Origin of the sequence: Synechococcus sp. PROS-7-1, assembly GCF_014279795.1 — a bacterium.
Taxonomy (GTDB): domain Bacteria; phylum Cyanobacteriota; class Cyanobacteriia; order PCC-6307; family Cyanobiaceae; genus Synechococcus_C.
The window spans coordinates 217,382-240,942 of the sequence record NZ_CP047945.1 but is presented as its reverse complement, the minus strand read 5'-3'; the positions used below and the strand labels follow the sequence as shown (position 1 = coordinate 240,942).

The following is a 23,561-nucleotide window of genomic DNA, read 5'->3' as shown; positions in this document are numbered from 1 at the left end:
ACCTCAATTCCACCTTTTCACCCTCTTTCCCGACCTCCCATGAGCTCCTCCCAGCCCCTCGATCTGCGTCTGCCCACCCCCGGCTGTTATGCCGACCCCGAACGTGCCGGCCTGGATGCCGAGTCCGTGTTCGACGGCATGACCGAGCACCTGTTCTTCACCCTGGGCAAACTCGCGCCATCCGCCAGCCGCCATGACCTCTACATGGCCCTGAGCTATGCGGTGCGCGACCGTCTGATGACTCGCTTCCTCGCCAGCAAGGAGGCGATCCGCGCCAGACCCCAGCGAACGGTGGCTTACCTCTCAGCCGAGTTCCTGATCGGTCCCCAGCTGGCCAACAACCTGCTGAACCTGGGCATCCAGAAGGAAGCGGAAGAAGCGCTCAAACGCTTCGGCATCGAATCCCTGCAGCAGATCCTCGAGGTGGAGGAAGAGCCCGGACTGGGCAATGGCGGCCTGGGCCGTCTCGCCGCCTGCTACATGGAGTCGCTGGCCAGCCTGGAGATCCCGGCCACCGGCTACGGCATCCGCTATGAGTTCGGCATCTTCGACCAGCTGATCCGCGATGGCTGGCAGGTGGAAGTCACCGACAAATGGCTGAAGGGTGGCTGGCCCTGGGAACTGCCCCAGCCCGATCAGGCCTGCTTTGTGGGCTTCGGCGGCCGCACGGAGAGCTACATCGACGACAAGGGCAGCTACCGCTCCCGCTGGATCCCGTCTGAGCACGCCATCGGTGTCCCCCACGACGTGCCCGTACTGGGCTATCGGGTGAACACCTGCGACCGCCTGCGTTTGTGGCGTGCGGATGCCACGGAGAGCTTTGATTTCTACGCCTTCAACATCGGCGATTACTACGGCGCCGTGGAAGAGAAGGTGGGCAGCGAAACCCTCTCCAAGGTGCTCTATCCCAACGACGGCACCGATGAAGGACGCCGCCTGCGCCTCAAGCAGCAGCACTTCTTCGTGAGCTGCTCCCTGCAGGACATGCTGCGCAGCCTCGACAGCCGCGGCCTGTCCGTGGAGAACTTCCCCGAGTACTGGACCGTTCAGCTCAACGACACCCACCCCGCCATCGCCGTAGCGGAGCTGATGCGCCTGCTGATCGACGACCGCCACCTGGAGTGGGAGAAGGCCTGGGATATCACCACCCGCTCGGTGGCTTACACCAACCACACCCTGCTGCCGGAAGCCCTCGAGAAGTGGGACCTGAACCTGTTCAGCAGCCTGCTGCCCCGCCACCTGGAGCTGATCTACGAGATCAACCGCCGCTTCCTGCAGCAGGTGCGCCTGCGCTACCCGGGCAATGACGCCATCCAGCGCAAGCTCTCGATCATCGATGAAGACGGCGGCAAGGCCGTGCGCATGGCCCACCTGGCCACCATCGGGGCCCACCACGTGAATGGTGTGGCGGCGCTGCACTCCGATCTGGTGCGTGAGCAGCTGATGCCCGAGTTCGCGGCGCTCTGGCCGGAGAAGTTCACCAACGTGACCAACGGCGTCACCCCGCGACGCTGGGTGGCCCTCTCCAACCCTGAGCTCTCAACCCTGCTGGATGAGCATGTGGGCCCAGGTTGGATCACCGACATGGAGCAGCTGCGCCGCCTCGAGGAGCGTCAGCATGACCATGGCTTCCTGGAGCACTGGGGCAACACCAAGCTCTCGGTGAAGCGCAAGCTCTCGGGGTACATCCACCGCAACACCGGCGTGCTGGTGGATCCCTCCAGCCTGTTCGACGTGCAGGTGAAGCGCATCCACGAATACAAGCGCCAGCACCTCAATGCCCTGCAGGTGATCACCCAGTACCTGCGCATCAAGAACGGCCAGGCCGATGGCATGGCCCCGCGCACGGTGATCTTCGGCGGCAAGGCCGCTCCTGGTTACTACATGGCCAAGCTGATCATCCGCTTCATCAACGGCATCGCCGAAACGATCAATGCCGATCCCGACATGGACGGCCGTCTGCGGGTGGTGTTCCTGCCGGATTACAACGTGAAGCTGGGTGAGCAGGTGTATCCCGCATCAGATCTCTCCGAGCAGATCTCCACAGCCGGCAAGGAAGCGTCGGGCACCGGCAACATGAAGTTCGCCATGAACGGAGCCCTCACCATCGGCACCCTCGATGGCGCCAATGTGGAGATCCGCGAACAGGTTGGCGGTGAGAACTTCTTCCTGTTCGGCAAGACCGTGGAGGAGATCGCAGACCTCAAACAGGGCGGCTACCGCCCCTGGGAGGTGATTCAAACGATCCCCGAGCTGGCGGAGGCCATCCGCCTTGTGGAGATCGGCCACTTCAGCAACGGAGACGGCGAGCTGTTCCGCCCACTGCTCGACAACCTCACCGGCAGTGATCCCTTCTTCGTGATGGCCGACTTCGCCGATTATCTGCGGGCGCAGGACGCGGTGAGCCGGGCCTGGGCTGATCGCATGCACTGGAACCGCATGAGCCTGCTGAACACCGCCCGCACCGGCTTCTTCTCCTCCGACCGTTCGATCCGCGACTACTGCCGCGACATCTGGAAGGTGCAGGCGATGCCGGTGGAGATCACCTGCGACGTGCGCTGAGGCCCCACGGATGCAAGACCTGGCGCTGGTGATCAATCTCGGCAGCTCCAGCCTGAAAGCGGCCCTGGTGGACTCCACCGGGGCCAGCCCCTGGCACAGCGGTCGCAGCTTGCAGCCAGAGGAGAGCCTTGATGGGGTGCTGAGCAGCTGGCTGGCGCCAGAGCTGGCGCCCTATCGCCAGGGCATCACCCTGGTGGGCCACCGGGTGGTGCATGGCGGCGAACACTTCACCGCCCCCACCCGCATTGATGCCGCGGTGGAAACCACCCTGCAGGAGCTGGTACCCCTGGCTCCACTGCACAATCCTCCGGCCCTGAAGGGTCTGGCCTGGGCCCGCGGCTGGGCGCCGGACCTGCCGCAATGGGCCTGTTTTGATACCGCGTTTCACAGCACCCTGCCGGAAGCGGCCAGCACCTATGCCTTGCCAGCGGATCTGCGCCAGAGGGGGTTCCGGCGCTTCGGCTTCCATGGAATCAACCACCAGCATGTGGCCGAAACCGTGGCAGCCCAGTGGCGGCAACAGGGCCGAGATCTCAAAAAGTTGCGCCTAATCAGCGCCCACCTTGGGGCCGGAGCATCGCTGGCCGCCATCAAAGGAGGCGTCTGCATCGACACCACCATGGGGTACACACCGCTGGAGGGGCTGGTGATGGCCAGCCGCAGCGGCAGCGTGGATCCGGGGCTGCTGCTGGAACTGATGCGTGAAGGCATGGGCGAGGCCGAGCTGGCAGATCTGCTGCAGAAGCAGGCAGGCCTGAAGGGACTCTCCGGCCTGAGCGGGGACATGCGTGACATCCGCGAGCAGGCGGCTGCAGGCCATCAGGGAGCGCAGCTGGCGCTGGGTGTGTTCCGGCAGCGCTTGCTGCAGCTGATCGGGGCCATGGCCGCCAGCCTGCGAGGCGTGGATGTGCTGGCGCTCACCGGCGGAATCGGCGAACACGACCAAGCCCTGCAAGCGGAGCTTGCAGAGGCCTTGGCCTGGCTGCCCAATCTGGAGATGGTGATCGTGCCAGCCGACGAGGAAGGAATGATCGCCCGGCTGTGCCGGCGCTCAGCCGCGGTCGGGTAGATCCGGGGTTTGGTGCAGCAGGCGGTTCAAGCGCAAACGATCGGCATTGAGAGGATCGGGGGCCAGCTCGCCGGCCAGTTCACGGAATTTCTGCTCAATGTCCTCTGGCACGCGCACATCAAAGATGCGCTCCATCAAGGCCTCAATCGAGAACAGGTGGGCGTTGATGTTCTCCAGATCAGCCATGGCCTGCTGGAGTGCATCGGTGGGCTCATCCACACCACCAACCGGGGTTGCATGCACCTGACCATCGCTGGTGCGAGGCCCATGCTGCTTCTGGAGATCTTCCAGCACCCGACCGGACAGGGTGCGGAACGACTGGAGGGCCGCCCAGCTCAGCTCCTGCTGTTGACGCAGGGTTGGATTCTCCCGGATCAGCCGGTCATGCTCCCGGTAGAAGCGTTGACAATCCGGGCATTGACAGGGCTCTTCTGGCACCGACGACCCACAGCTCAGATCTCATCATGACACCTGATCAGGCGGCAAGTGGTGGTTCCGAGGAAAACCCGCTGTCATCGCCTCCGTGACCATCGCGACGATCATCGTCGCCATCCACGATTCCTGGCAGAGGAATCTCGATGGAGGTGACCACCTGGATCACATCACGCAAGCGCATGGAGTCGGCAAACCAACCCATGGCCTGCTCTGTATCACCACGACGCTCAGCATCACTGGCCTGATCCTCATGGGCCTCAGCCAGCAGGGCGAGCCAGCAGAGACAACGGGCCTGAACCACCGACAGATCAAGGTCAGCAGGTTGGGAGTCGGCAATGCGCTCGCTCTCTTGCTGAACAAGAAGCCTTAACCGCAGATCGTGAAGCTGGGTCATGGATCCGGATTCGTTGCAGCAACGCTAGCGGGAGCGTGCCGTCTGGCCACCCCACTAAATGTAGTAGTCACTACCGGCGCCGCTGTTCAGTCTCACGGGGCTGGCGGGACTCGAACCCACGACCTACGGTTTAGGAAACCGTCGCTCTATCCGGCTGAGCTACAGCCCCATCACGCTTCATTATGGGGTTTGAAAGCAGGCGAGGTGATCGCAACCAACCCTGGGCTTCGTGCGCAGGTGAGGTTGAGGAAAGTCCGGGCTCCCCGATGGCCAGGCTTGCTGGGTAACGCCCAGTGCGGGTGACCGTGAGGAGAGTGCCACAGAAACACACCGCCGATGGCCCCATGGGAGCAATCCCTTTGGCACAGGCAAGGGTGCAAAGGTGCGGTAAGAGCGCACCAGCAGCATCGAGAGGTGCTGGCTCGGTAAACCCCGGCCGGGAGCAAGGCCCAGGAACGACGGCTGGCCATCGTCCCCGTTCCGCCTTTGTGAGCCGCTCGAGGTCGTCGGTAACGGCGATCCCAGATAGATGATCACCCCCCTTCTGCGGAAGGGAGAACAGAACCCGGCTTATGTCCTGCTTTCACCCCCTTTACCGATCGGTTCTCACCAATCACTCACCAAAGTCCGTGCGGAATCAGTCACGGTTCTTGCGAAAAGACACCAGAGTGGTTGGCGCGACGATTGGACTCCTCGCAGCTTCTCCCCTGGAACCCCCTAGGGGTTTTCTTTTGGGCGCGCGCACTCCTCAGGCCCAGTCGTAGAAGCCTTGGGTATTGGCCATCACAGCATCGGAAGCATCGCCGGTCACCTGTTGAAGCAGCTGACTGGCATTGAGGCTCCCCCCTGTGTAGAGAGCCTCTAAAGCGCCGTCAGCAAAGATTCCTAAACCGTTGAGTCCGTGAGCAGAGGCGTCCGCCACGGTGATTTGCTCCGTCGTCACTCCAAGAATCCGAATCTGATCAATGGATTCCAAGTCTTCGATCACATCGGCCTTTGCACCGGTGGAATTGTTGCCGTCTTTGCCATACCACCAGTTCACAAGATGCTGATCGGACTTGATCACAAGCAAGTCCGCTGCCCCATCGAGATTTCCTCTGTAGTAATTGCGTCCGAAGTCTCCCCAGAGTTGATCACGTCCACTCCCGCCATCGATGATGTCGCGGCCGTTCCCTGCCCGCACTTGATCGTCGCCGTCGTTAGCAGCGATCAAATCCCATCCGGCAAGACCCCTAACAAGATCCTGCTGACCACTTCCTGCCAGAACAGACCCTTCGACGAGGATATCGGTCTGATCGGCTGGCAGTTGACCGCTGACGTAATTCAGCTGCTTGGCCATGAGCGTGGTGCCACCAGTGGTGGCTCTCACAACACGGTTCACCGGAACGGTTCCAGTCCAACCGATGGCGTTCACGACCATCGTGAGGCCTGAGGGGTCTTGGCTCCCCGCCCCAGACAGAAGAGCATTGGCGATGGTGTCGGCACTGCCATCAAGGGAGACCTCAATCGAGCGCGTGCTTGGCGACGAGGAAGTTGCACCGCCACCACCGCCACCACCACCGCCACCGCCACCGCCACCGCCGGAGCTTCCCCCACTGGAACCACCAGAGCTGCTGGAGCTACCACCACCACTGCTGCTACTGCCACTGCTCGTGCCCGTGGATTCACTGACATCCAGCACGCGCACGCTGAGCGTTTGATCCGCTGTGTTCCCCGACGTGTCGGTAGCGCGCACCGTCAGCTCATAACTGTTGTCGGCACCGGCATCCTGCGGTGCCTCGTAATCCGGAGCGCTGGCAAAGGCCAGGGCCCCGCTGGAGCTATTGATGCTGAACAGAGATGCATCCGCACCAGCCGACAGGCTCCAACTCACGCTTTCATCTGCCGTGAACGTCGTCACCGATGTGGTGTTTTCGTTCACGGAAACCGTGGAGCTTCCATCTCCCGCACTGCCTGATGGACCACTGATCAATGGGGCTGTGTCATCAACATCAAGCACGCGCACGCTGAGGGTTTGATCCGCTGTGTTCCCCGACGTGTCGGTAGCGCGCACCGTCAGCTCATAACTGTTGTCGGCACCGGCGTCCTGGGGTGCCTCGTAATCCGGAGCGCTGGCAAAGGCCAGGGCCCCGCTGGAGCTGTTGATACTGAACAGGGATGCATCCGCACCAGCCGACAGGCTCCAACTCACACTTTCATCCGCCGTGAACGTTGTCACCGACGTGGTGTTTTCGTTCACCGAAACCGTGGAACTTCCATCTCCCGCACTCCCTGATGGACCACTGATCAATGGAGCCGTGGTGTCCACCAAGTTGAGCAGAGCCGCTAAGCCGCGGGTGTCGCCATCGAAATCAACGAATTCAATGTTGGTGAGCGTGTCGGTGCCATCAGGGCTGCCGCTGCGCAGATCCTGGAGCACCAGGCTGCTGCCGGAAAGAGTGAGCAGGTAATCCGTCAAGGCCCCACTCACCACAACGGTGTCGGTGCCAGCGCCGCCATCAAAGCTGTTGTCGGCAGTGTTACCGCGGAAGGAGTCGGCGCCGGAGCCCCCGATCGCCGTTTCGATCAGCGTGCCCGGGGCAATCGTGAGGTTGCCTTCTTTGCCGGCGATGTTGGAGGCATACACATCCGTGGCCGAGGCATCAGACGGCCGTAGATCAATCAGCTGGGTGGCGGAGAAACCACTGAAATCAAGGGTGTCATCACCACCGCCATCCACCACTGTGAACGCGGTGGTGGGGATCCAATCCTTCAGTTCATTGAACACCGCACTAGTGCCAGCACTGATGGTGGTGTTGAAGCCGTAGGTGGTGTCGTCGAGAAAGGCCCTGTTGATGCCGTAGCCCTGCGGGCCATACAGATCATCCAAAGCAATCCAATCCACCACCATGGGGGTGCTCAGATAGGCAAAGCTGGCGTCAACGGTTGTGTTCGTCGTTTGATCGAAGTACGACATCATCGAGGCCTTCCACGAATCGTTCGTGAAGTCGGCATCGGTGGCATAACTACCCGTGCCGTTGTAAAGGCCTTGATGGCCTAAACCGAGACCATGACCAATCTCATGCAAGATCGTTTGAAAGGTGTAATCGCCGAAAGTCTCACTGCCAGAATTCCAGCTTGATGCAACATTTATCCAAGAATAATCGACAGTACTGGCTGAAAGGCTTGTATCAGCAAAGGCACCAGAGCGGTTATCACTAAAATCGAAATCTGCATCTAAAGCACTTGATTTCTGAAAATCAATTCCGAGCGTGGCCTCAAAAACCTTGAAGGCCTCATCCACCAGATTGGCGCGACCAGTCGTCAGGCCATTGGCGTCGAACAAATTCCCACTAGTGTTGTAGGTCAGCTCTCCAGATTTGGCGTGAGTTCCTGTCTCCGAGAGGTTGAAATTGCGGTTGGTGGTATTGGAGTCGGTCCAGAACTGCGTTTCAAGAAAGTCTGCTAATTGATCGAGCGTGCCCAGTGACGCCGCGGCAACAGAACCACCACTGCCACCAGCGTTCGACAGGGCGGGATCCGACTCCGCCGGGGCGGATCGGCAGGCTGAACAGGCACAACCGGCGGCGTGCAGAACCAGCTTTTCACCCGCGGTCCTGACAGAAACCAGATCGTCAACGCTTTCAGTCAGCGTGGTCTCGCCTGCGCTGACAGCGTCGAGCCCCGTGGTTTCCGTGGTTTCAGGCGCCTCCGCGGCAAGCTCCTGGTCTTGAGGCAACGGGTCCGCGAGCTCCTCGACCAACACGGCAGGGGCAGCCATTCGAACGCTTCAGTCGACTTAACTGAAAGGTAGATGTGATCGCCCAGGGGCGTTGGTGAGAATTGCCTGAGACAACACAATCAGTGGACGCACTGTGGGCTGCGCTGGCGCTGAGCCCGCACCCCCTGGGCGACCGTGAACGGCGTTGCCTCCTGGAGGCCCTCACCCACACCTCCAGCGGTCTGGTTCCACACCACGAGCAGCTGGAGTTTCTCGGTGATGCGGTGTTGCGCCTGGCATCGAGTGAATTCATTGCTGAGGCCTATCCCCAGATGCCGGTGGGGGAGCGCTCCAGCCTGCGGGCCCAATTGGTAAGTGATCGCTGGCTGGCGCAGCTTGGGGAAGCGATCACGATCGCCCAGTGGTGGCGCATCGGCCCGAAGGCCAGCAGTGATCCCACCGCAGCGGCCACGATCCGCGCCGAGCTCAGCGAAGCGCTGATCGGTGCGGTGTATCGGATTGCCGGGCTGCAAACGGTGCAGGCCTGGCTGACGCCCCATTGGGAGACGAGCGCCGAAGCGGTGCTCGCCGATCCCTACCGAGGCAACAGCAAATCAGCCCTGCAGGAATGGAGCCAGGGCCAGGGGCTGGGGCTGCCCCAGTACACCTGCAGCGAAGTGAGCCAGCGCCATGGCGACCCGAAACGCTTTCAGGCCTTGGTGACCCTGCCCCCGGATCTGGCAGCCGAGGGCTGGGGCGGGTCGCGGCGCGAGGCCGAGCAGCAAGCGGCAGAGGCCTTGATGGCGCAGTTCAAAGCATCCAGAGCAGATCGTGCTTAGGCCTCCCCAGCACTGACGGGCAACGGCGCCCCGCAGCGATCGCAATGGGACGCCTCTCGGCGGTGTTCGGCATGGCTGCAGTGGGTGCAGACGCGCTGGTCGTGGCGCACCTGCTGCATTGTTTCCACGGTGACGATGCCGGTGGGGATGGCAATGATCCCGAAACCCAGCAGCATCACCACCGCCGCCAACACCTGACCGAGCACGGTCTGGGGAACGAAATCGCCGTAGCCCACGGTGGTCATGGTCACGATTGCCCAGTACACCCCCTGGCCCACGGTCTGGAACTGAGTGTTGGGATGGCCGCTTTCAATCACCACCATCAGGTAGCCGAGCACCACCTGGGCGAGCACCACGAAAAACAAAAATACGCCGATGCGGCGGGCACTGGCCTTGAGTGCCCGGCCCAGCAGCTGGGCCTCATCCATGAAGCGCAGCAGCTTGAACACCCGCAGCACCCGGCCGAACTTGAAAACCCAGAGGATCAGGCCGCTGTTGATCTGGGGCACGAAAAAGAACAGCACCGCCGAAAGGTCGATCAGCCCAAAGAAACTGCGGGCATAAACAAGCGGCTTGGGCGACACCCACAGATGCAGCAGGTAATCGGCCATGAACACCAGCAGGCAGAGGCGCTCGAGCTCATCCACCCAGCCAGGGATTTCACCGGGTGCTGCCACCCGCATTGGATGGGGCTCCACCAACAATCCCGCAACGCTGAGCAGGATCGTCCCGAAGATCACCAGGTTGTAGATCCGGCCCGCACGGGTGCCGGACTCCAGCACAACCCGCCGTAACCGCTGACGCAGGGCGAGCTCCATGGCTGTCAGTCGGCGCTGAGATCGCGCAGGCGCAGGGTCACAAGCTTGTCCCAGTTGCCGCCTTCAAACAACACAGCCGCCCGGTCGCCACTGATGCGCTGCACAAAACCGATGTAGCCGTTATAGATCGAACGCTGATCCACCACCGTCACCGTGGCGCCGGGAAGAATCGGAGCAGCGGAAGCCATGGCAATGGAACGATCAGGCTCTCAGTATTGCGCGGAAGGATGATGACGTGTCGACTGCTTCTGCCTACATGACTGCTGACGACTGGCTGCCGGTGGGCAAGGTGGTGGCCGTTCAGGGACTGAAAGGGGAAGTGCGGGTGAACCCGGCGAGCGACTTCCCGGAGCGATTCACCGAACCCGGCACCCGCTGGCTCAAAGCGCGCGGCAAAGCACCAAAAGAAATTGAGCTGACAAGCGGCCGGCAGCTGCCCGGCAAGAGCGTGTTTGTGGTGCGCTTTGCAGGCGTTGAAAGCCGCGACGCGGCCGAAGCCTTGGTGGGCCAAACCTTGATGGTGCCTGCCGATGACCGCCCCGAGCTGGCAGAAGGAGAATTCCACCTGCTGGATCTGGTGGGTCTGGAAGCACGGTTGAGCGCCGATGGGGACGCCATCGGCACCGTGCAGGATCTGATCAGCGGCGGCAACGACCTACTGGTGCTGGAACGACCCGACGGCCGCACCCTGATGATCCCTTTTGTGGAGGCGATCGTGCCCGAAGTGCATCTGGAACAGGGCTGGCTTCTGGTCAACCCACCGCCAGGTCTGCTCGAGCTCTGAATCCACCCCGATGACTGCACAGGTGACAGCAACGGAGCTCCTGCGCGACAATCACCGCCACTCCGTCACGCGCCCCCAGTGACCACCCCCCTGATTCCGGTGATCCTCTGCGGCGGCACCGGCACGCGCCTCTGGCCCCTCTCCCGCGCCAGCTATCCCAAGCAGTACTGGCCCCTGGGCGGCAGCGGCGATGAAACCCTGCTGCAGCAGACCCAGCAGCGACTGGACGGGCTTGAAGGCCTGGCGCCGCCTCTGTTGATCTGCAACGACGACCATCGCTTCATCGTGGCCGAGCAGATGCGCCAGATCGGTGTGGAGCCCGGCGCGATCCTGCTGGAGCCCATGGGCCGCAACACCGCTCCGGCTGTGGCGGTAGCCGCTCTGCAAGCCACGGCCCGCGGAGAGGATCCGCTGCTACTGGTGCTGGCCGCCGACCACGTGATCCGTGATGGTGAACACTTCCGCGCTGCCATTGATGCCGGACGCAGCGCCGCCGAAGCGGGGCGCCTGGTGACCTTCGGCATCGTGCCCACCGCACCGGAGACGGGCTACGGCTACATCGAAGCGTCCGAACCGCTGCAGCCTGGGGCCCTCACCCCCGTGCCGATCGCCCGCTTTGTGGAGAAGCCCGACCGCGCCACGGCTGAGCAGTTCCTTGCCAGTGGCCGCTTCACCTGGAACAGCGGCATGTTCCTGTTCAAAGCCAGCGCCATGCTGGCCGAACTGGAGCGCCTGGCACCGGAGGTGGTGAGCTGCTGCCGTGCCGCTTTGGAACAAGACGTGGCCGATCTGGATTTCCTGCGCTTGGAGCGGGAAGCCTTTGCCAAATGCCCGAATGTGGCCATCGACGTGGCCGTGATGGAGAAAACCGAGCTGGGCACCGTGCTTCCCCTCGCCGCCGGCTGGAGTGATGTGGGCAGCTGGAGTGCCCTGTGGGACACCGCCGATCGCGATGACGACGGCAACGTGCTGCGCGGCCGCGTGATCAGCGAGGGCAGCCGCAACTGCTATCTGCGCAGCGAACACCGCCTGGTGGTGGGCCTGGGCGTGGAGAACCTCGTGGTGGTGGAAACCGACGACGCCGTGCTGATTGCCGATCGCAGCCAGGCCCAAAACGTGAAGACGATCGTGAAGCAGCTGGAGGCCGACGGCAGCCCAGAAGGCAAGGCCCATCGCAAGATCTACCGGCCCTGGGGTCACTACACCGGTGTGGTGGAAGACAGCCGCTGGCAGGTGAAGCGCATCTCCGTGAAACCTGGCGCCAGCCTTTCCCTGCAGATGCATCACCACCGCGCCGAACATTGGATCGTGGTGAAGGGCACAGCCCTGGTGGAACGCGATGGCGACCAGCAGCTAATCGGCGAGAACCAGAGCACCTACATCCCCCTCGGTTGCCGGCACCGGCTCACCAACCCCGGCCGCATCCCGGTAGAGCTGATCGAAGTGCAGAGCGGCGCTTATCTGGGCGAAGACGACATCGTGCGCTTCGACGATGTGTACGGCCGCAGCGATGCGGCCGCCAGGGCAGCCCTCACTCCACAGTGACGCTCTTGGCCAGGTTGCGGGGCTGATCCACATCCAGGCCCCGATGGGCCGCGATGTGATAACTGAGCATCTGCATAGGCACCACGGTGAGCAGGGGGCTGATCCACTCGCTCACCGCCGGCACCGGCAGCAGCTCATCAAACAGATCCGTATCCGGACCTTCGGGAGCCACCCCGATCAGCTGGGCATCGCGAGCCTTGGCTTCTTGGGCATTGCTGAGCACTTTCTCGAACACCACCCCCGGCACAGCGATCGACACCACCGGCACCCGGGCATCGAGCAACGCGATCGGCCCATGCTTCATCTCACCGGCCGGATAGCCCTCGGCGTGGATGTAGCTGATCTCCTTGAGCTTGAGCGCCCCTTCCAGCGCGATCGGGTAGTTGATGCCGCGCCCCAGGAAAATCACATCCTGGGTGTCGGCGAACCGGTGCGCCATCGCTTCTGAGAGCTGATCGTGCTGCTCCACCAAGGCGCTGAGCTGCTCGGGCAGGCCGCGAAGTTCAGTGATCAAACCGGTGATCTCCGCCTCGCTGCGGCTATGGCGACGGGCCGCAAAGGCCAGGGCCAGGGCGTAGAACGCCAGCAACTGGCCCAGGAAGGTCTTGGTGGCCGCCACGCCCACCTCGATGCCGGCACCGATGTCGAGAATGTGCGGCACCTGCCGGGCCAGGGAACTCTCCGGTCGGTTCGTTACCCCCAGCTGCCGGGGGGCAAAGGCTGGATCGCTATGGCCCTGGCGGCGCTCCACATCCATGGCCAGGGCCGCGAGCGTGTCCGCCGTTTCACCCGACTGGGTGACACCGATGGTGAGGGTGTTGGGCGCCAGCGGCGGCGGCGCGTAACGGAATTCACTGGCGTAATCCACGCTGGTGGGGACACCGGCGAACTGCTCCAGCAGATAGGCCCCCACCAGAGCGGCATGGCGACTGGTGCCGCAGGCCAGGATCTGAATGCGCTCGATACCGCTGTAAAAGGCATCGTCAAAGGGCAGAGCCACCGGCTGCTGCGCCGGTAACCCCTTCGGCAAATGGCGCTCTACCCAGAGCCGGGCCGTCTCGGGCTGCTCGTGGATCTCCTTGAGCATGAAGTGGCGGAAATGCCGCTTGTCGGCCACATGCTCCTGGCCGCTGAGAAGGGAGGGGCTGCGCTGCTGACGCGCCCCGTTGGCGTCATAAAGCTCGATCCCCAACGGACCAAGCAGGGCCACCTCCCCATCCTCCATGGGCAGGATCGTGCGCGTGAAACCGGCCAGTGCCGGGGTATCGCTGGCGCAGAGAAACTCCCCCTCGCCCAAACCGATCAGCAGGGGAGCCGCCTTGCGGGCCACCACCAGCGCCCCGGGCACTTCGGCCCAGAGCACGGCCAGGGCATAGGCACCCTGCAGGCGAGGAAGCACCGTTTGCACGGCCTCCAGCAGCAGCGCTCCATCAGCGCTGCGACCAACGGCCTGCAAGCGCGCCAATTCGGCGGAAACCAAGTGGGGGATCACCTCGGTGTCGGTGTCCGAGCGGAAACTCACACCGTTGGCGCTGAGCTCCTCCCGCAGTGCCCGGTGGTTTTCGATAATGCCGTTCTGCACGACCGCTACAGCACCACTGCCATCGCGGTGGGGGTGTGCATTGTGCTCCTCCGGCTTGCCGTGGGTGGCCCAGCGGGTGTGACCGATGCCAACCAAGCCCGGGGCACCTTCACGCTCCACTCGGGCCGACAGGTTCACCAACTTGCCCTTGGCACGGATGCAATGCAGCTGCCCCGATTCCACCGTGGCCACACCGGCAGAGTCGTAGCCGCGATATTCCAATTGGCGAAGACCCTCGAGCAGCAGGGGTGCCGCGTCCCGGGAACCGATCACCGCAACGATTCCGCACATACAAAAAAGCCCGGCACTGCCGGGCTGAGCTTATGGGTTGTGAAGCAAAAAGAGCTGTGAAGCGAACGAACCGTTGGATCGTTCAGTACGACAGGCCCATGCTGCGGCTGGTCTCATCACCGAGATACACGCGGATGCTGAGGAAATCGGTGGGGCAGGCGGTTTCACAGCGCTTGCAGCCCACGCAATCCTCGGTGCGGGGAGAGGAGGCGATCTGACCCGCCTTGCAGCCATCCCAGGGCACCATCTCGAGCACATCGAGAGGACAGGCACGCACGCACTGGGTGCAGCCGATGCAGGTGTCGTAGATCTTGACGGCGTGGGACATGAGCCCGTCTCAGTGCAGTTGACTTGGCGTCAACGTACCTGCCATGGCCGCCCCTGAGATCGTGCTCGCGCTTCGCCGTCACTGTTGTTAACGCCCGTGGCTGGTGCTGCCGGCGCCAGCCCGTAAGATGCGGCGTCCCGTCTTCACGGCCATGTCTCAGGAAGCGATCCTCGAAAAAGTCCGTTCGATCGTGGCGGAGCAGCTCAGCGTCGACGCCGGCGAAGTCAAGCCGGAGTCCAATTTCCAGAACGATCTGGGCGCCGATTCTCTCGACACCGTCGAGCTGGTGATGGCCCTGGAGGAAGCGTTCGACATCGAAATTCCCGACGAAGCCGCCGAAGGCATCACCACCGTCGGTGACGCCGTTAAGTACATCGAAGACAAGCAGGCCTGAGGTTCCGCAGCATGGTGGAGGGTCTCCAACGCGTCGTGGTCACCGGCCTTGGCGCGGTGACACCGATCGGCAACAGCGTTGCCGACTACTGGGACGCACTCACGTCCGGCCGCAATGGCGTCGCAGGCATCACCCTGTTCGACGCCTCCGAGCACGCATGTCGCTTTGCTGCGGAGGTGAAAGCATTCGATCCCACAGGGTTCATCGAGCCCAAGGACGCCAAGCGCTGGGATCGCTTCTGCAAATTCGGTGTCGTGGCGGCCAAACAGGCCCTGGCCGATGCCGGCCTGGCCATTACCGCTGACAACGCCGATCGCGTCGGCATCATCATTGGTTCCGGCGTGGGCGGTCTGCTCACCATGGAAACCCAGGCCCATGTCCTGGAAGGGAAGGGTCCCGGCCGGGTGAGTCCCTTCACTGTGCCGATGATGATCCCGAACATGGCCACAGGCCTGGCGGCGATTGCCGTGGGGGCCAAAGGTCCCAGTTCGGCTGTGGCCACCGCCTGTGCCGCAGGATCCAACGCCATTGGTGACGCTTTCCGCTTGCTCCAGCTCGGCAAGGCTGACGCCATGCTGTGCGGCGGAGCGGAATCGGCGATCACCCCCTTGGGAGTGGCCGGATTTGCAAGTGCCAAGGCCCTGTCCTTCCGCAACGATGACCCGGCCACAGCCAGCCGCCCCTTCGACCGCGAACGGGACGGCTTCGTGATCGGCGAAGGGGCCGGCATGCTGGTGCTCGAAACCCTCAGCCATGCCGAAGCCCGCGGCGCCAGCATCCTTGCTGAGGTTGTCGGTTACGGCACCACCTGCGATGCCCATCACATCACCTCGCCCACGCCGGGTGGTGTGGGTGGTGCAGCCGCCATGCGCCTCGCCCTGGAAGACGGTGGTCTTTCAGCGGCCAGTGTGGATTACGTCAACGCCCACGGCACCAGCACACCCGCCAACGACAGCAACGAAACCGCTGCCATCAAAAGCGCTCTGGGTGACCGTGCCCTGCAGATCCCGGTGAGCTCCACCAAGTCGATGACCGGTCATCTGCTGGGCGGTTCAGGGGGGATCGAAGCCGTGGCTTGCGTGCTGGCACTCCGGCACAACGTGGTCCCTCCCACGATCAATTACGCCAATCCCGATCCCGACTGTGATCTGGATGTCGTTCCCAACACAGCTCGAGACCACAAACTGGAGACGGTGCTTTCCAACTCCTTTGGCTTCGGCGGTCATAACGTCTGCCTGGCTTTCCGCTCGATGGGGTGAGCGGCGACACCGCACCCCTCCTTCAAACTGTCCGCAACGCACTTTTCACCATGGTCGCAGCGCCCGCCTCTCTCGACACGCTCTGCATCAACAGCATTCGCTTTCTGGCTGTTGACGCCGTCAACAAATCCAAGAGCGGCCACCCTGGCCTGCCCATGGGTTGCGCCCCGATGGGTTACACCCTCTGGGACAAGTTCCTGCGCCACAACCCCAAGAACCCCAAGTGGTTCAACCGCGACCGCTTTGTGCTCTCCGCCGGGCACGGCTGCATGCTGCTGTACTCCCTGCTGCATCTCACCGGCTACGACTCGGTATCGATCGACGACATCAAGCAGTTCCGCCAGTGGGGATCCAAAACGCCTGGTCACCCCGAAACCTTCGAGACCCCCGGCGTGGAAGTGACCACCGGCCCCCTCGGCGCTGGCATCTCCAATGCAGTGGGTCTGGCCATTGCTGAATCCCACCTGGCGGCCAAGTTCAACAAGCCCGACGCCAAAGTCGTTGATCACTACACCTACGTGATCATGGGCGACGGCTGCAATCAGGAAGGTGTGGCCTCGGAGGCCTGCTCCTTGGCTGGTCACCTGAAGCTGGGCAAGCTGATCGCGCTGTACGACGACAACCACATCACCATCGACGGCCGCACGGACGTGTCCTTCACCGAGGACGTGCTCAAGCGCTACGAGGCCTACGGCTGGCACGTGCAACATGTGGCCGATGGCAACACCGATGTGGAGGCCATCGCCACAGCGATCGAAGCGGCCAAGGCCGTCACCGACAAGCCCTCGATCATCAAGGTGACCACCACCATCGGCTACGGCTCCCCTAACAAGGGCGACACCGCTGGTGTGCACGGTGCTCCCCTTGGCGAGGAAGAAGCCGAGCTCACCCGCAAGCAGCTGGGTTGGAGCTATGGCCCCTTCGAGGTTCCCCAGGAGGCCTACGACCAGTACCGCCAGGCAATTGAGCGGGGCGCCAGCCAGGAAGCCGAGTGGAACCAAACCCTCGCCGCCTACCGCAGCCAATACCCCTCCGAGGCCGCTGAGTTCGAGCGCATGCTGCGCGGTGAACTGCCCCAGGGCTGGGACAAGGACCTCCCCACCTACACCCCCGACGACAAGGGCCTGGCCACCCGCAAGCATTCCCAGATCTGCCTGGGTGCCCTGGGTCCCAACCTGCCGGAGCTGATCGGTGGTTCCGCCGACCTCACCCACTCCAACTACACCGACATCAAGGGTGAAACCGGTTCCTACCAGCCGGAAACCCCTGAGAAGCGCTACCTGCACTTCGGTGTGCGCGAGCACGCCATGGCAGCCGTGCTCAACGGCATCGCTTATCACAACAGTGGCTTGATCCCCTACGGCGGCACCTTCCTGGTGTTCGCCGACTACATGCGCGGCTCCATGCGCCTGTCGGCCCTGAGTGAACTGGGCGTGATCTACGTGCTCACCCACGACTCCATCGGCGTCGGCGAAGACGGTCCCACCCACCAGCCGATCGAAACCATCCCCTCCCTGCGGGCGATGCCCAACCTGATGGTGTTCCGTCCAGGTGACGGCAACGAAACCAGTGGTGCCTACAAGCTGGCGATCGAGAACCGCCACCGCCCCAGTGCCCTTTGCCTCAGCCGTCAAGGCATGGCCAACCAGGCCAACTCCTCAATCGAGAAGGTGGCCCATGGCGGTTACGTTCTCGAAGACTGCGCCGGCACTCCCGATCTGATCCTGATCGGCACTGGCACCGAACTCGACCTCTGCGTGCAGGCCGCCAAACAGCTCAGCGCTGAAGGCAAGAAGGTGCGCGTGGTCTCCATGCCCTGCGTCGAACTGTTCGACGAGCAAAGCGACGCCTATAAGGAGCAGGTTCTCCCCTCTGCAGTGCGCAAGCGCATCGTGGTGGAAGCCGCTGAAAGCTTCGGTTGGCACCGTTTCGTGGGCCTCGATGGTGACACCATCACCATGGATCGCTTCGGCGCTTCCGCCCCCGGTGGCACCTGCATGGAGAAATTCGGCTTCACCGTGGAGAACGTTGTGGCAAAATCCAAAGCCCTTCTTGGATGACCTCATGCCCGTGAACCGTCAGCATCAGCCGACTGGTTCCAAGGAGCATGATCAACAGCCTGCCCCTTCTGCCGTCGTGCAGAAGGGGTTTTTTCATGATTCAGACCCTCAACCGGGCGAGCAACCTGAGAAGAAACGGGGACAGAAACGGCGCTTCGGTGCCGCTGGCCTACTGAATGTGCTGATCACCAATGCTGTGCTGCAGATTCTGCTGGCCAGCAACCTCGTGGCCGTGACCATGGCCACCCTGATCAGCCAAGTGATCAACACCTGCCTGGGCTATGCCATTTATGGGAAACTGGTATTCAGAGCTAAAGGACTGCGTCACCACAGGCCGTTGCTTCGTTATTTGTTATTGATGACGGCCATGTGGCTTCTGAATGCTGCAGGAATTGAGGCCGGCGAAAGCTTCGGCATTCAGAGAAATCTTGCCGCTGCCGCACTGATCCCTTGCCTCGCCGTGATATCCTTCGGCGCACAGAAGTACTGGGTGTTCAAGTAATGAAACTGAGCATCATCATCCCTTGTTACAACGAATCAGCCACGATCCTGTCGTTGATCGCTGCAGTTAAACAGTCGCCTGTGTCCGAGCGAGAAATCATCATTGTTGACGATGGCTCAAAAGACGGCACTCGCGACATCCTGAACACACTGGACGATCCCGAAGTGCGGGTGATCTTTCACAAGGTGAACCAAGGCAAGGGAGCTGCACTACGCACAGGCTTCCAGCAAGCCACCGGCGATATCTGCATCGTTCAAGACGCAGACCTGGAGTACGACCCCCAGGAATTTCCGATTGTGATTCAACCGATTGTTGATGGCAAAGCGGATGTGGTATTCGGCAGCCGTTTTCAGAGTGGCCGGCCCCATCGCGTGGTGTACTTCTGGCACCGCGTGGGCAACGGCGTTCTCACCTTGATGAGCAACTTCTTTACAGATCTGAATCTTTCAGACATGGAAACCTGTTACAAGGCGTTCCGCCGTGAGGTGATTCAAGCGATCAACATTCGCGAAAATCGCTTTGGCTTCGAGCCAGAAGTGACTGCCAAAATTGCAAAGATGAATCTCCGCATCTATGAAGTTGGAATCTCTTACTACGGCCGCACCTACGACGAAGGCAAAAAGATCGGCTGGAAAGACGGGGTCAGAGCCATCTACTGCATTCTCAAATACAATCTTTGGGCTCAACGCTGAAGCACTATGCGCATCACCCGTAACCTGATCACTGGTGGCGCTGGTTTTCTCGGCTCACACCTCACCGACAGGCTGATGAACGCCGGGGAAGAGGTGATTTGTCTTGACAATTACTTCACCGGGCGTAAAAGCAATATCGAACAATGGATCGGACATCCCCGCTTTGAACTGATCCGTCACGATGTGACCGAGCCGATTCGCCTGGAGGTGGATCGCATCTGGCACCTGGCCTGCCCGGCATCGCCGGTGCACTATCAGTTCAATCCAATCAAAACAGCCAAGACTAGTTTTCTTGGCACCTACAACATGCTCGGCCTGGCGCGGCGCGTGGGCGCACGTTTGCTCCTCGCCAGCACCAGCGAGGTGTATGGGGATCCAGAAGTGCATCCCCAACCAGAAAGCTACCGGGGGTGTGTGAACACAATCGGCATCCGCAGCTGTTACGACGAAGGCAAACGCATCGCCGAAACCCTCTGCTTCGACTACCAACGCATGCACGGCACGGAAATCCGAGTAATGCGCATTTTCAACACCTACGGGCCGCGCATGCTTCCCGACGACGGACGGGTGGTGAGCAACTTCATCGTGCAGGCCCTGCAAGGACAACCCCTCACCCTCTACGGCGATGGCAGCCAGACCCGCTCCTTCTGCTATGTGGATGATCTGGTTGAAGGAATGATCCGGCTGATGAATGGCAACCACACGGGCCCCATCAACATCGGCAACCCGGGTGAGTTCACCATCCGCCAGCTGGCCGAACTGGTGCGCGATCGCATCAATCCAAAGCTCGAACTGATCACAAAACCTCTTCCCCAAGACGATCCGCTCCAACGCCAGCCGATTATTGATCTTGCCAGACAGGAGCTGGGCTGGGAGCCAAAGATTGCCCTTCAAGATGGTCTAGAATCAACCATTGATTGGTTTCGTCAAATTACTGGAGGGGTTGATGCATAAGACCTGGCGCCAACTAACGAAATCAACATTTGGAAGCTTTGCCCACTGGTGGCTTATTCCAGCAATCGCGGCGATCATGGTTCTTTGGCCAACGGTTTCAAGTGGCTTGAATCAATTACAAACAGATCCTGGCGACGTCATCTTAAATATTTACTTTCTAGAACATTCACGTCAACATTTAACAAGTCTAAATATACTCCAGCCTTCTTTATTTTGGTCGCCTGACTTTTTTTGGCCAATCAAAAACACCCTTGCATGGAGCGATCATTTATTAGGACCCAGCCTGCTTTACAGCGGGTTCAGGCTTTTCATGCCAATGTTTACTGCGTATACGGCTTGGCTCTTGACTACTTTAATGTTTAACTATATGTCCGTACGCTGGGCTCTAACAAAAATCAGCCCTTACGCATTACCGAGCTGGATCAGTGCAATCAGTCTTTTAGCAGCGTTTAGTCCCGCCATTACCAGACAACTGGATCACCCTCAACTCCTCAGCCTTTACTTAATTGGGCCAATCCTGGCTCTTTGCAATCAATTAATTACTTCAAAAGTCTCAGATTTCACGGCAAGTCATTGGCTTTTCCTGGGCGCACTGTTACTCGCCAACGGATTTTTCAATATCTATATATTCACTTACACATTCTTTGGCGCTGCGATATGCATCGCGGTTCATATTCTCAAACGCATCAAGCAAAGCAACCTGGACTTCAAAAAAGGTGATTACTTACTGCCCTCAATTGCACTAATTACCGGATCCATTGCAGTTAATTTTTATATATATTCTCATTATATAAATTCTTTAAAGACGTTTGGAAAACGAGATATCAATGAAATCATAAGCAACTTACCTGAACCACTTTCGTGGTTTACAGACAGCAGCCAGCTTCTCATTGGGGCACCGTTTCATACGCAAACACTCCCCAGCGAATGGCTGAGTGGAGTTGAACAAGATATTTTTCCTGGGTGGGGACTTTTAATCGGACTCGCAGCAGCACTTTTAACGGTGAGGAGGGTCAAAGAAAAAGAGCAAAAAAAATCACTTTTACTGTGGCTCGTCGTCATCGGAATAATGATTACACTCACTCTCAATTGGCAAAACATAACCCTCTGGCCATTTGTCAGCAAACTTCTTCCAGGTGCAGGATCTTTACGAGCTTCGAGCAGAGTCGGTATTTTTATAATCCTTTTTAGCTCTGCACCAATCTCAATCGCTGCGTCTGAGTGGAAATACAAATACAAGAGTATTCCCAAAATAATTACGGAAAGCCTCTTACTAACTCTTTCTTTTGCGACCATATGGAGGGTAAATTTTTACACTTTTTCATTGCAAAATTGGGAGACAAGGCAAGCACATCTTAATCAGTCTCTCTCTAAGTATAAGTCGAATTGCGATGTTTTTTGGGTCCAACATGGCGAAGAACATCCTGTAGTAAGCAATATTCAGGCTCTTCATGCTCAATTAATAACTGGGATTCCTACGCTCAATGGCTACTCTGGACATCGTCCAAAGGGTCAACGTTGGGCTGTGGAAAAACAGAGCTTTGATCAAGTCAAGAAATGGCTTTTTTCTTCCAGTCAGGCCAGAAAACACCAATGGAAAACAGTTCCAGAATCAGCCACGATCTGCGAACTCACAAATCAAAACAAGCTCGCACCGTTTAACGTCCAAAAATATCAATTTAACATAAAAAAGTAACTGCAATAGTTATATTTTAATTATATTTAGAGAAGCATATGTTGAGGTCACTTTTTTGCTCCAGCCCATCAATTGATCTTGACTCCATCACAACATATTATCTCCTAAGCGAATCTTATATGGAAAGAAAGCACAACTCAATCTATGTCAGGAACTCTACGTACTTGAACTGCTTCTTGACAGTGGTCAGCTCGTAAAAAAAGAAGCCGAGCGACTTGCCCCCCCTTCAACTCATTCTCAGCTTACGATCACTTTCTCATTTTCACCCGGATCGACTGATTTATCCCAGATTGTGTCAGCAAATCCAACCAAAGAACATTTAAGGTATTATTGAATATCTGGGGAACAGATCTCAAACAAACCAACAGTACCTAAATGAAAACGTCATCCACTCTCGGAAGATTCGCTCTACTTACCTTATCAGCAGTTCTAGCATGGACAGTAATATTCACACCTTACAATAATTCTCCGCCAATCCGATCAGATGGAACTGGTTACCATATTTGGGTTCACGCTTTCAAAGATCGAACTTGGAACTTTTGCAATCACGAAGCGGTTCTTGAGCCAGTTGGAGCAATTGCAATGCGAAGCGTTGACAATAACGTATGCGGGAATAAGTATCCTCCAGGAGTGGGGTTAATTCAATTTCCGTTTACTAGTTTATTTTCTTCAGAAAATATCGTAGATGGCTTCACTGAAGAAGCGAATCTCACTATCTTAATCTTAGCCTCCGCTCTCCTCATTGGTACGGTTTACATTACAGGCTTAACAATGCATACGTTATCAGTAACACCAATAACTATTTTTTTAGCAAGTTTTGCAGGCATATTCGGGACTGGCCTCTTTCACTATGCGACTTATGACGCTTCTTTCAGCCATGTTTATAGTGCATTCTTTTTCGCATGTACGCTATATATAGCAACAAAATTGGATGATGCAGGCCGCACAAGCTCGGCTCTTTTAGGACAGATTTTATACGCAACTTTCTGTTTTTTACTAATTCTAATTCGCCAAACAAACATACTACTCATTATTGGTTCATCACTAATTCTGGCCATGAATAAAAATATTAAAAATAAAAGCAAGTCGGTTTATGCGCTCTTAAGTGCATCTACGACAATTCTCGGAGTTGCATTTTATATTGCTTACAATTATTATCATCTTAACGAGGTAACACTCTCAACCTATGGCGGCGAACAAATTGTAGGCATTGCCGAGCATAGTCTTAAGGTATTTGCCTCTTACGAAAGAGGTTTGTTTACATATTATCCGATTTTCCTAGTAGCATTAGGCATTGGAATCTTTGCCCGATATAAACTATTGTACTTTGTAATGATAGGTCAAATCATACTTTTTGGCCTCATTTATGGCTCATGGCACTCTTGGTTTTTGGGAGGAGGATTGGGACATAGAGGCTTTGTTGATATGACTCCAATACTCATCATAGTTATAGGCCTTGGAATCGAAGCTATTAAAAAAACTAACTTCTCTAAAATAGTTTTACCGTTGACATTAACATTAATAGCTTTAGCCATTTACGTAACCTCAACAGTACAACACGCTTATTGGAACTCAAATTATCCATTTGCAGGGGCAGATCAAACTCTTTACTGGAAAACAATACTGCCTGGAAAAACTAAATAAATACAATTTTTTG

Annotated in this window: 20 protein-coding genes, 1 tRNA gene and 1 other RNA gene; 14 read left to right on the top strand and 8 right to left on the bottom strand. The window is 58.9% G+C overall.

The window, feature by feature from the left end; all coding sequences use genetic code 11:
- Positions 1-39: 39 nt before the first annotated feature.
- Positions 40-2,562: a glycogen/starch/alpha-glucan phosphorylase gene (locus tag SynPROS71_RS01140; protein ID WP_186596104.1), complete on the top strand. Its 2,523-nt coding sequence runs from the start codon at positions 40-42 to the stop codon at positions 2,560-2,562.
- A 10-nt stretch (positions 2,563-2,572) separates the two neighbouring features.
- Positions 2,573-3,631 carry an acetate/propionate family kinase gene (locus SynPROS71_RS01135; RefSeq protein ID WP_186596103.1) on the top strand — a complete coding sequence of 353 codons (1,059 nt, stop codon included), beginning with the start codon at positions 2,573-2,575 and terminating at the stop codon, positions 3,629-3,631.
- Here SynPROS71_RS01135 and SynPROS71_RS01130 read toward each other — a convergent pair.
- The 3 genes from SynPROS71_RS01130 to SynPROS71_RS01120 form a co-directional block, all read right to left on the bottom strand.
- A complete protein-coding gene (locus SynPROS71_RS01130) occupies positions 3,614-4,069 on the bottom strand; it encodes a hypothetical protein (protein ID WP_186596101.1) in 456 nt (151 codons plus the stop codon). The two genes, SynPROS71_RS01135 and SynPROS71_RS01130, sit on opposite strands and share 18 nt — an antisense overlap.
- Positions 4,070-4,106: 37 nt before the next feature.
- Entirely contained in the window at positions 4,107-4,460 is a 354-nt protein-coding gene (locus SynPROS71_RS01125) for a hypothetical protein (protein ID WP_186596100.1), read from the bottom strand.
- A 95-nt stretch (positions 4,461-4,555) separates the two neighbouring features.
- Positions 4,556-4,629: transfer RNA gene (locus SynPROS71_RS01120), tRNA-Arg, on the bottom strand.
- 22 nt (positions 4,630-4,651) lie between these two features.
- Between SynPROS71_RS01120 and rnpB the strand changes: the two genes are divergently transcribed.
- An RNA gene (rnpB, locus tag SynPROS71_RS01115) (RNase P RNA component class A) lies at positions 4,652-5,049 on the top strand.
- 159 nt (positions 5,050-5,208) lie between these two features.
- Here rnpB and SynPROS71_RS01110 read toward each other — a convergent pair.
- Entirely contained in the window at positions 5,209-8,220 is a 3,012-nt protein-coding gene (locus SynPROS71_RS01110; RefSeq protein WP_186596099.1) for a M10 family metallopeptidase C-terminal domain-containing protein, read from the bottom strand.
- Positions 8,221-8,303: 83 nt separating this feature from the next.
- Between SynPROS71_RS01110 and SynPROS71_RS01105 the strand changes: the two genes are divergently transcribed.
- Positions 8,304-8,999, top strand: coding sequence for a ribonuclease III family protein (locus tag SynPROS71_RS01105; RefSeq protein WP_186596098.1), 696 nt, complete (start codon positions 8,304-8,306; stop codon positions 8,997-8,999).
- Here the strand turns inward: SynPROS71_RS01105 and SynPROS71_RS01100 are convergent.
- Both SynPROS71_RS01100 and SynPROS71_RS01095 read right to left on the bottom strand, forming a co-directional pair.
- Positions 8,996-9,817 (bottom strand): ion transporter, encoded by an 822-nt coding sequence (locus SynPROS71_RS01100; protein WP_186596097.1) that lies wholly within the window; start codon positions 9,815-9,817, stop codon positions 8,996-8,998. The two genes, SynPROS71_RS01105 and SynPROS71_RS01100, sit on opposite strands and share 4 nt — an antisense overlap.
- Before the next feature lie 5 nt (positions 9,818-9,822).
- Positions 9,823-10,005, bottom strand: a complete 183-nt coding sequence (locus tag SynPROS71_RS01095) for an NAD(P)H dehydrogenase subunit NdhS (protein ID WP_186596096.1) — start codon at positions 10,003-10,005, stop codon at positions 9,823-9,825.
- Between the two features lie 68 nt (positions 10,006-10,073).
- On the opposite strand from SynPROS71_RS01095, the gene rimM reads away from it, so the two are divergent.
- Positions 10,074-10,601 (top strand): ribosome maturation factor RimM, encoded by a 528-nt coding sequence (gene rimM, locus SynPROS71_RS01090; protein WP_186597797.1) that lies wholly within the window; start codon positions 10,074-10,076, stop codon positions 10,599-10,601.
- 78 nt (positions 10,602-10,679) lie between these two features.
- Positions 10,680-12,146: a mannose-1-phosphate guanylyltransferase/mannose-6-phosphate isomerase gene (locus tag SynPROS71_RS01085; RefSeq protein WP_186596095.1), complete on the top strand. Its 1,467-nt coding sequence runs from the start codon at positions 10,680-10,682 to the stop codon at positions 12,144-12,146.
- Here the strand turns inward: SynPROS71_RS01085 and glmS are convergent.
- Both glmS and psaC read right to left on the bottom strand, forming a co-directional pair.
- Positions 12,133-14,019, bottom strand: a complete 1,887-nt coding sequence (gene glmS / locus SynPROS71_RS01080) for a glutamine--fructose-6-phosphate transaminase (isomerizing) (RefSeq protein ID WP_186596094.1) — start codon at positions 14,017-14,019, stop codon at positions 12,133-12,135. The two genes, SynPROS71_RS01085 and glmS, sit on opposite strands and share 14 nt — an antisense overlap.
- Before the next feature lie 82 nt (positions 14,020-14,101).
- Positions 14,102-14,347 (bottom strand): photosystem I iron-sulfur center protein PsaC, encoded by a 246-nt coding sequence (psaC, locus tag SynPROS71_RS01075; protein WP_006042515.1) that lies wholly within the window; start codon positions 14,345-14,347, stop codon positions 14,102-14,104.
- Between the two features lie 151 nt (positions 14,348-14,498).
- Between psaC and acpP the strand changes: the two genes are divergently transcribed.
- The 8 genes from acpP to SynPROS71_RS01035 all read left to right on the top strand — a co-directional run bounded on the left by acpP (position 14,499) and on the right by SynPROS71_RS01035 (position 23,548).
- Positions 14,499-14,741, top strand: a complete 243-nt coding sequence (acpP, locus tag SynPROS71_RS01070; RefSeq protein ID WP_007099572.1) for an acyl carrier protein — start codon at positions 14,499-14,501, stop codon at positions 14,739-14,741.
- An 11-nt stretch (positions 14,742-14,752) separates the two neighbouring features.
- Positions 14,753-16,000: a beta-ketoacyl-ACP synthase II gene (gene fabF / locus SynPROS71_RS01065; RefSeq protein WP_186596093.1), complete on the top strand. Its 1,248-nt coding sequence runs from the start codon at positions 14,753-14,755 to the stop codon at positions 15,998-16,000.
- A 50-nt stretch (positions 16,001-16,050) separates the two neighbouring features.
- Positions 16,051-18,060: a transketolase gene (gene tkt, locus SynPROS71_RS01060; RefSeq protein WP_186596092.1), complete on the top strand. Its 2,010-nt coding sequence runs from the start codon at positions 16,051-16,053 to the stop codon at positions 18,058-18,060.
- Between the two features lie 4 nt (positions 18,061-18,064).
- On the top strand, positions 18,065-18,562 hold the full coding sequence (locus SynPROS71_RS01055; RefSeq protein ID WP_186596090.1) for a GtrA family protein: 498 nt from the start codon (positions 18,065-18,067) through the stop codon (positions 18,560-18,562).
- Entirely contained in the window at positions 18,562-19,254 is a 693-nt protein-coding gene (locus SynPROS71_RS01050; protein WP_186596088.1) for a glycosyltransferase family 2 protein, read from the top strand. The genes SynPROS71_RS01055 and SynPROS71_RS01050 overlap by 1 nt, the downstream gene beginning before the upstream one ends.
- Positions 19,255-19,260: 6 nt before the next feature.
- Positions 19,261-20,208 (top strand): UDP-glucuronic acid decarboxylase family protein, encoded by a 948-nt coding sequence (locus SynPROS71_RS01045; RefSeq protein ID WP_186596086.1) that lies wholly within the window; start codon positions 19,261-19,263, stop codon positions 20,206-20,208.
- On the top strand, positions 20,201-21,904 hold the full coding sequence (locus SynPROS71_RS01040) for a hypothetical protein (protein WP_186596084.1): 1,704 nt from the start codon (positions 20,201-20,203) through the stop codon (positions 21,902-21,904). Before SynPROS71_RS01045 ends, SynPROS71_RS01040 begins: the two co-directional genes overlap by 8 nt.
- Positions 21,905-22,279: 375 nt before the next feature.
- Positions 22,280-23,548, top strand: a complete 1,269-nt coding sequence (locus SynPROS71_RS01035; protein ID WP_186596083.1) for a hypothetical protein — start codon at positions 22,280-22,282, stop codon at positions 23,546-23,548.
- Positions 23,549-23,561 lie beyond the last annotated feature (13 nt).

Coding starts and splice junctions, on each gene's coding strand:
- SynPROS71_RS01140 (WP_186596104.1), top strand. CDS start 40: ATGAGCTCCTCCCAGCCCCTCGATCTGCGTCTGCCCACCCCCGGCTGT.
- SynPROS71_RS01135 (WP_186596103.1), top strand. CDS start 2,573: ATGCAAGACCTGGCGCTGGTGATCAATCTCGGCAGCTCCAGCCTGAAA.
- SynPROS71_RS01125 (WP_186596100.1), bottom strand. CDS start 4,460: ATGACCCAGCTTCACGATCTGCGGTTAAGGCTTCTTGTTCAGCAAGAG.
- SynPROS71_RS01110 (WP_186596099.1), bottom strand. CDS start 8,220: ATGGCTGCCCCTGCCGTGTTGGTCGAGGAGCTCGCGGACCCGTTGCCT.
- SynPROS71_RS01100 (WP_186596097.1), bottom strand. CDS start 9,817: ATGGAGCTCGCCCTGCGTCAGCGGTTACGGCGGGTTGTGCTGGAGTCC.
- SynPROS71_RS01095 (WP_186596096.1), bottom strand. CDS start 10,005: ATGGCTTCCGCTGCTCCGATTCTTCCCGGCGCCACGGTGACGGTGGTG.
- rimM (WP_186597797.1), top strand. CDS start 10,074: ATGACTGCTGACGACTGGCTGCCGGTGGGCAAGGTGGTGGCCGTTCAG.
- glmS (WP_186596094.1), bottom strand. CDS start 14,019: ATGTGCGGAATCGTTGCGGTGATCGGTTCCCGGGACGCGGCACCCCTG.
- psaC (WP_006042515.1), bottom strand. CDS start 14,347: ATGTCCCACGCCGTCAAGATCTACGACACCTGCATCGGCTGCACCCAG.
- acpP (WP_007099572.1), top strand. CDS start 14,499: ATGTCTCAGGAAGCGATCCTCGAAAAAGTCCGTTCGATCGTGGCGGAG.
- fabF (WP_186596093.1), top strand. CDS start 14,753: ATGGTGGAGGGTCTCCAACGCGTCGTGGTCACCGGCCTTGGCGCGGTG.
- tkt (WP_186596092.1), top strand. CDS start 16,051: ATGGTCGCAGCGCCCGCCTCTCTCGACACGCTCTGCATCAACAGCATT.
- SynPROS71_RS01055 (WP_186596090.1), top strand. CDS start 18,065: ATGCCCGTGAACCGTCAGCATCAGCCGACTGGTTCCAAGGAGCATGAT.
- SynPROS71_RS01050 (WP_186596088.1), top strand. CDS start 18,562: ATGAAACTGAGCATCATCATCCCTTGTTACAACGAATCAGCCACGATC.
- SynPROS71_RS01045 (WP_186596086.1), top strand. CDS start 19,261: ATGCGCATCACCCGTAACCTGATCACTGGTGGCGCTGGTTTTCTCGGC.
- SynPROS71_RS01040 (WP_186596084.1), top strand. CDS start 20,201: ATGCATAAGACCTGGCGCCAACTAACGAAATCAACATTTGGAAGCTTT.
- SynPROS71_RS01035 (WP_186596083.1), top strand. CDS start 22,280: ATGAAAACGTCATCCACTCTCGGAAGATTCGCTCTACTTACCTTATCA.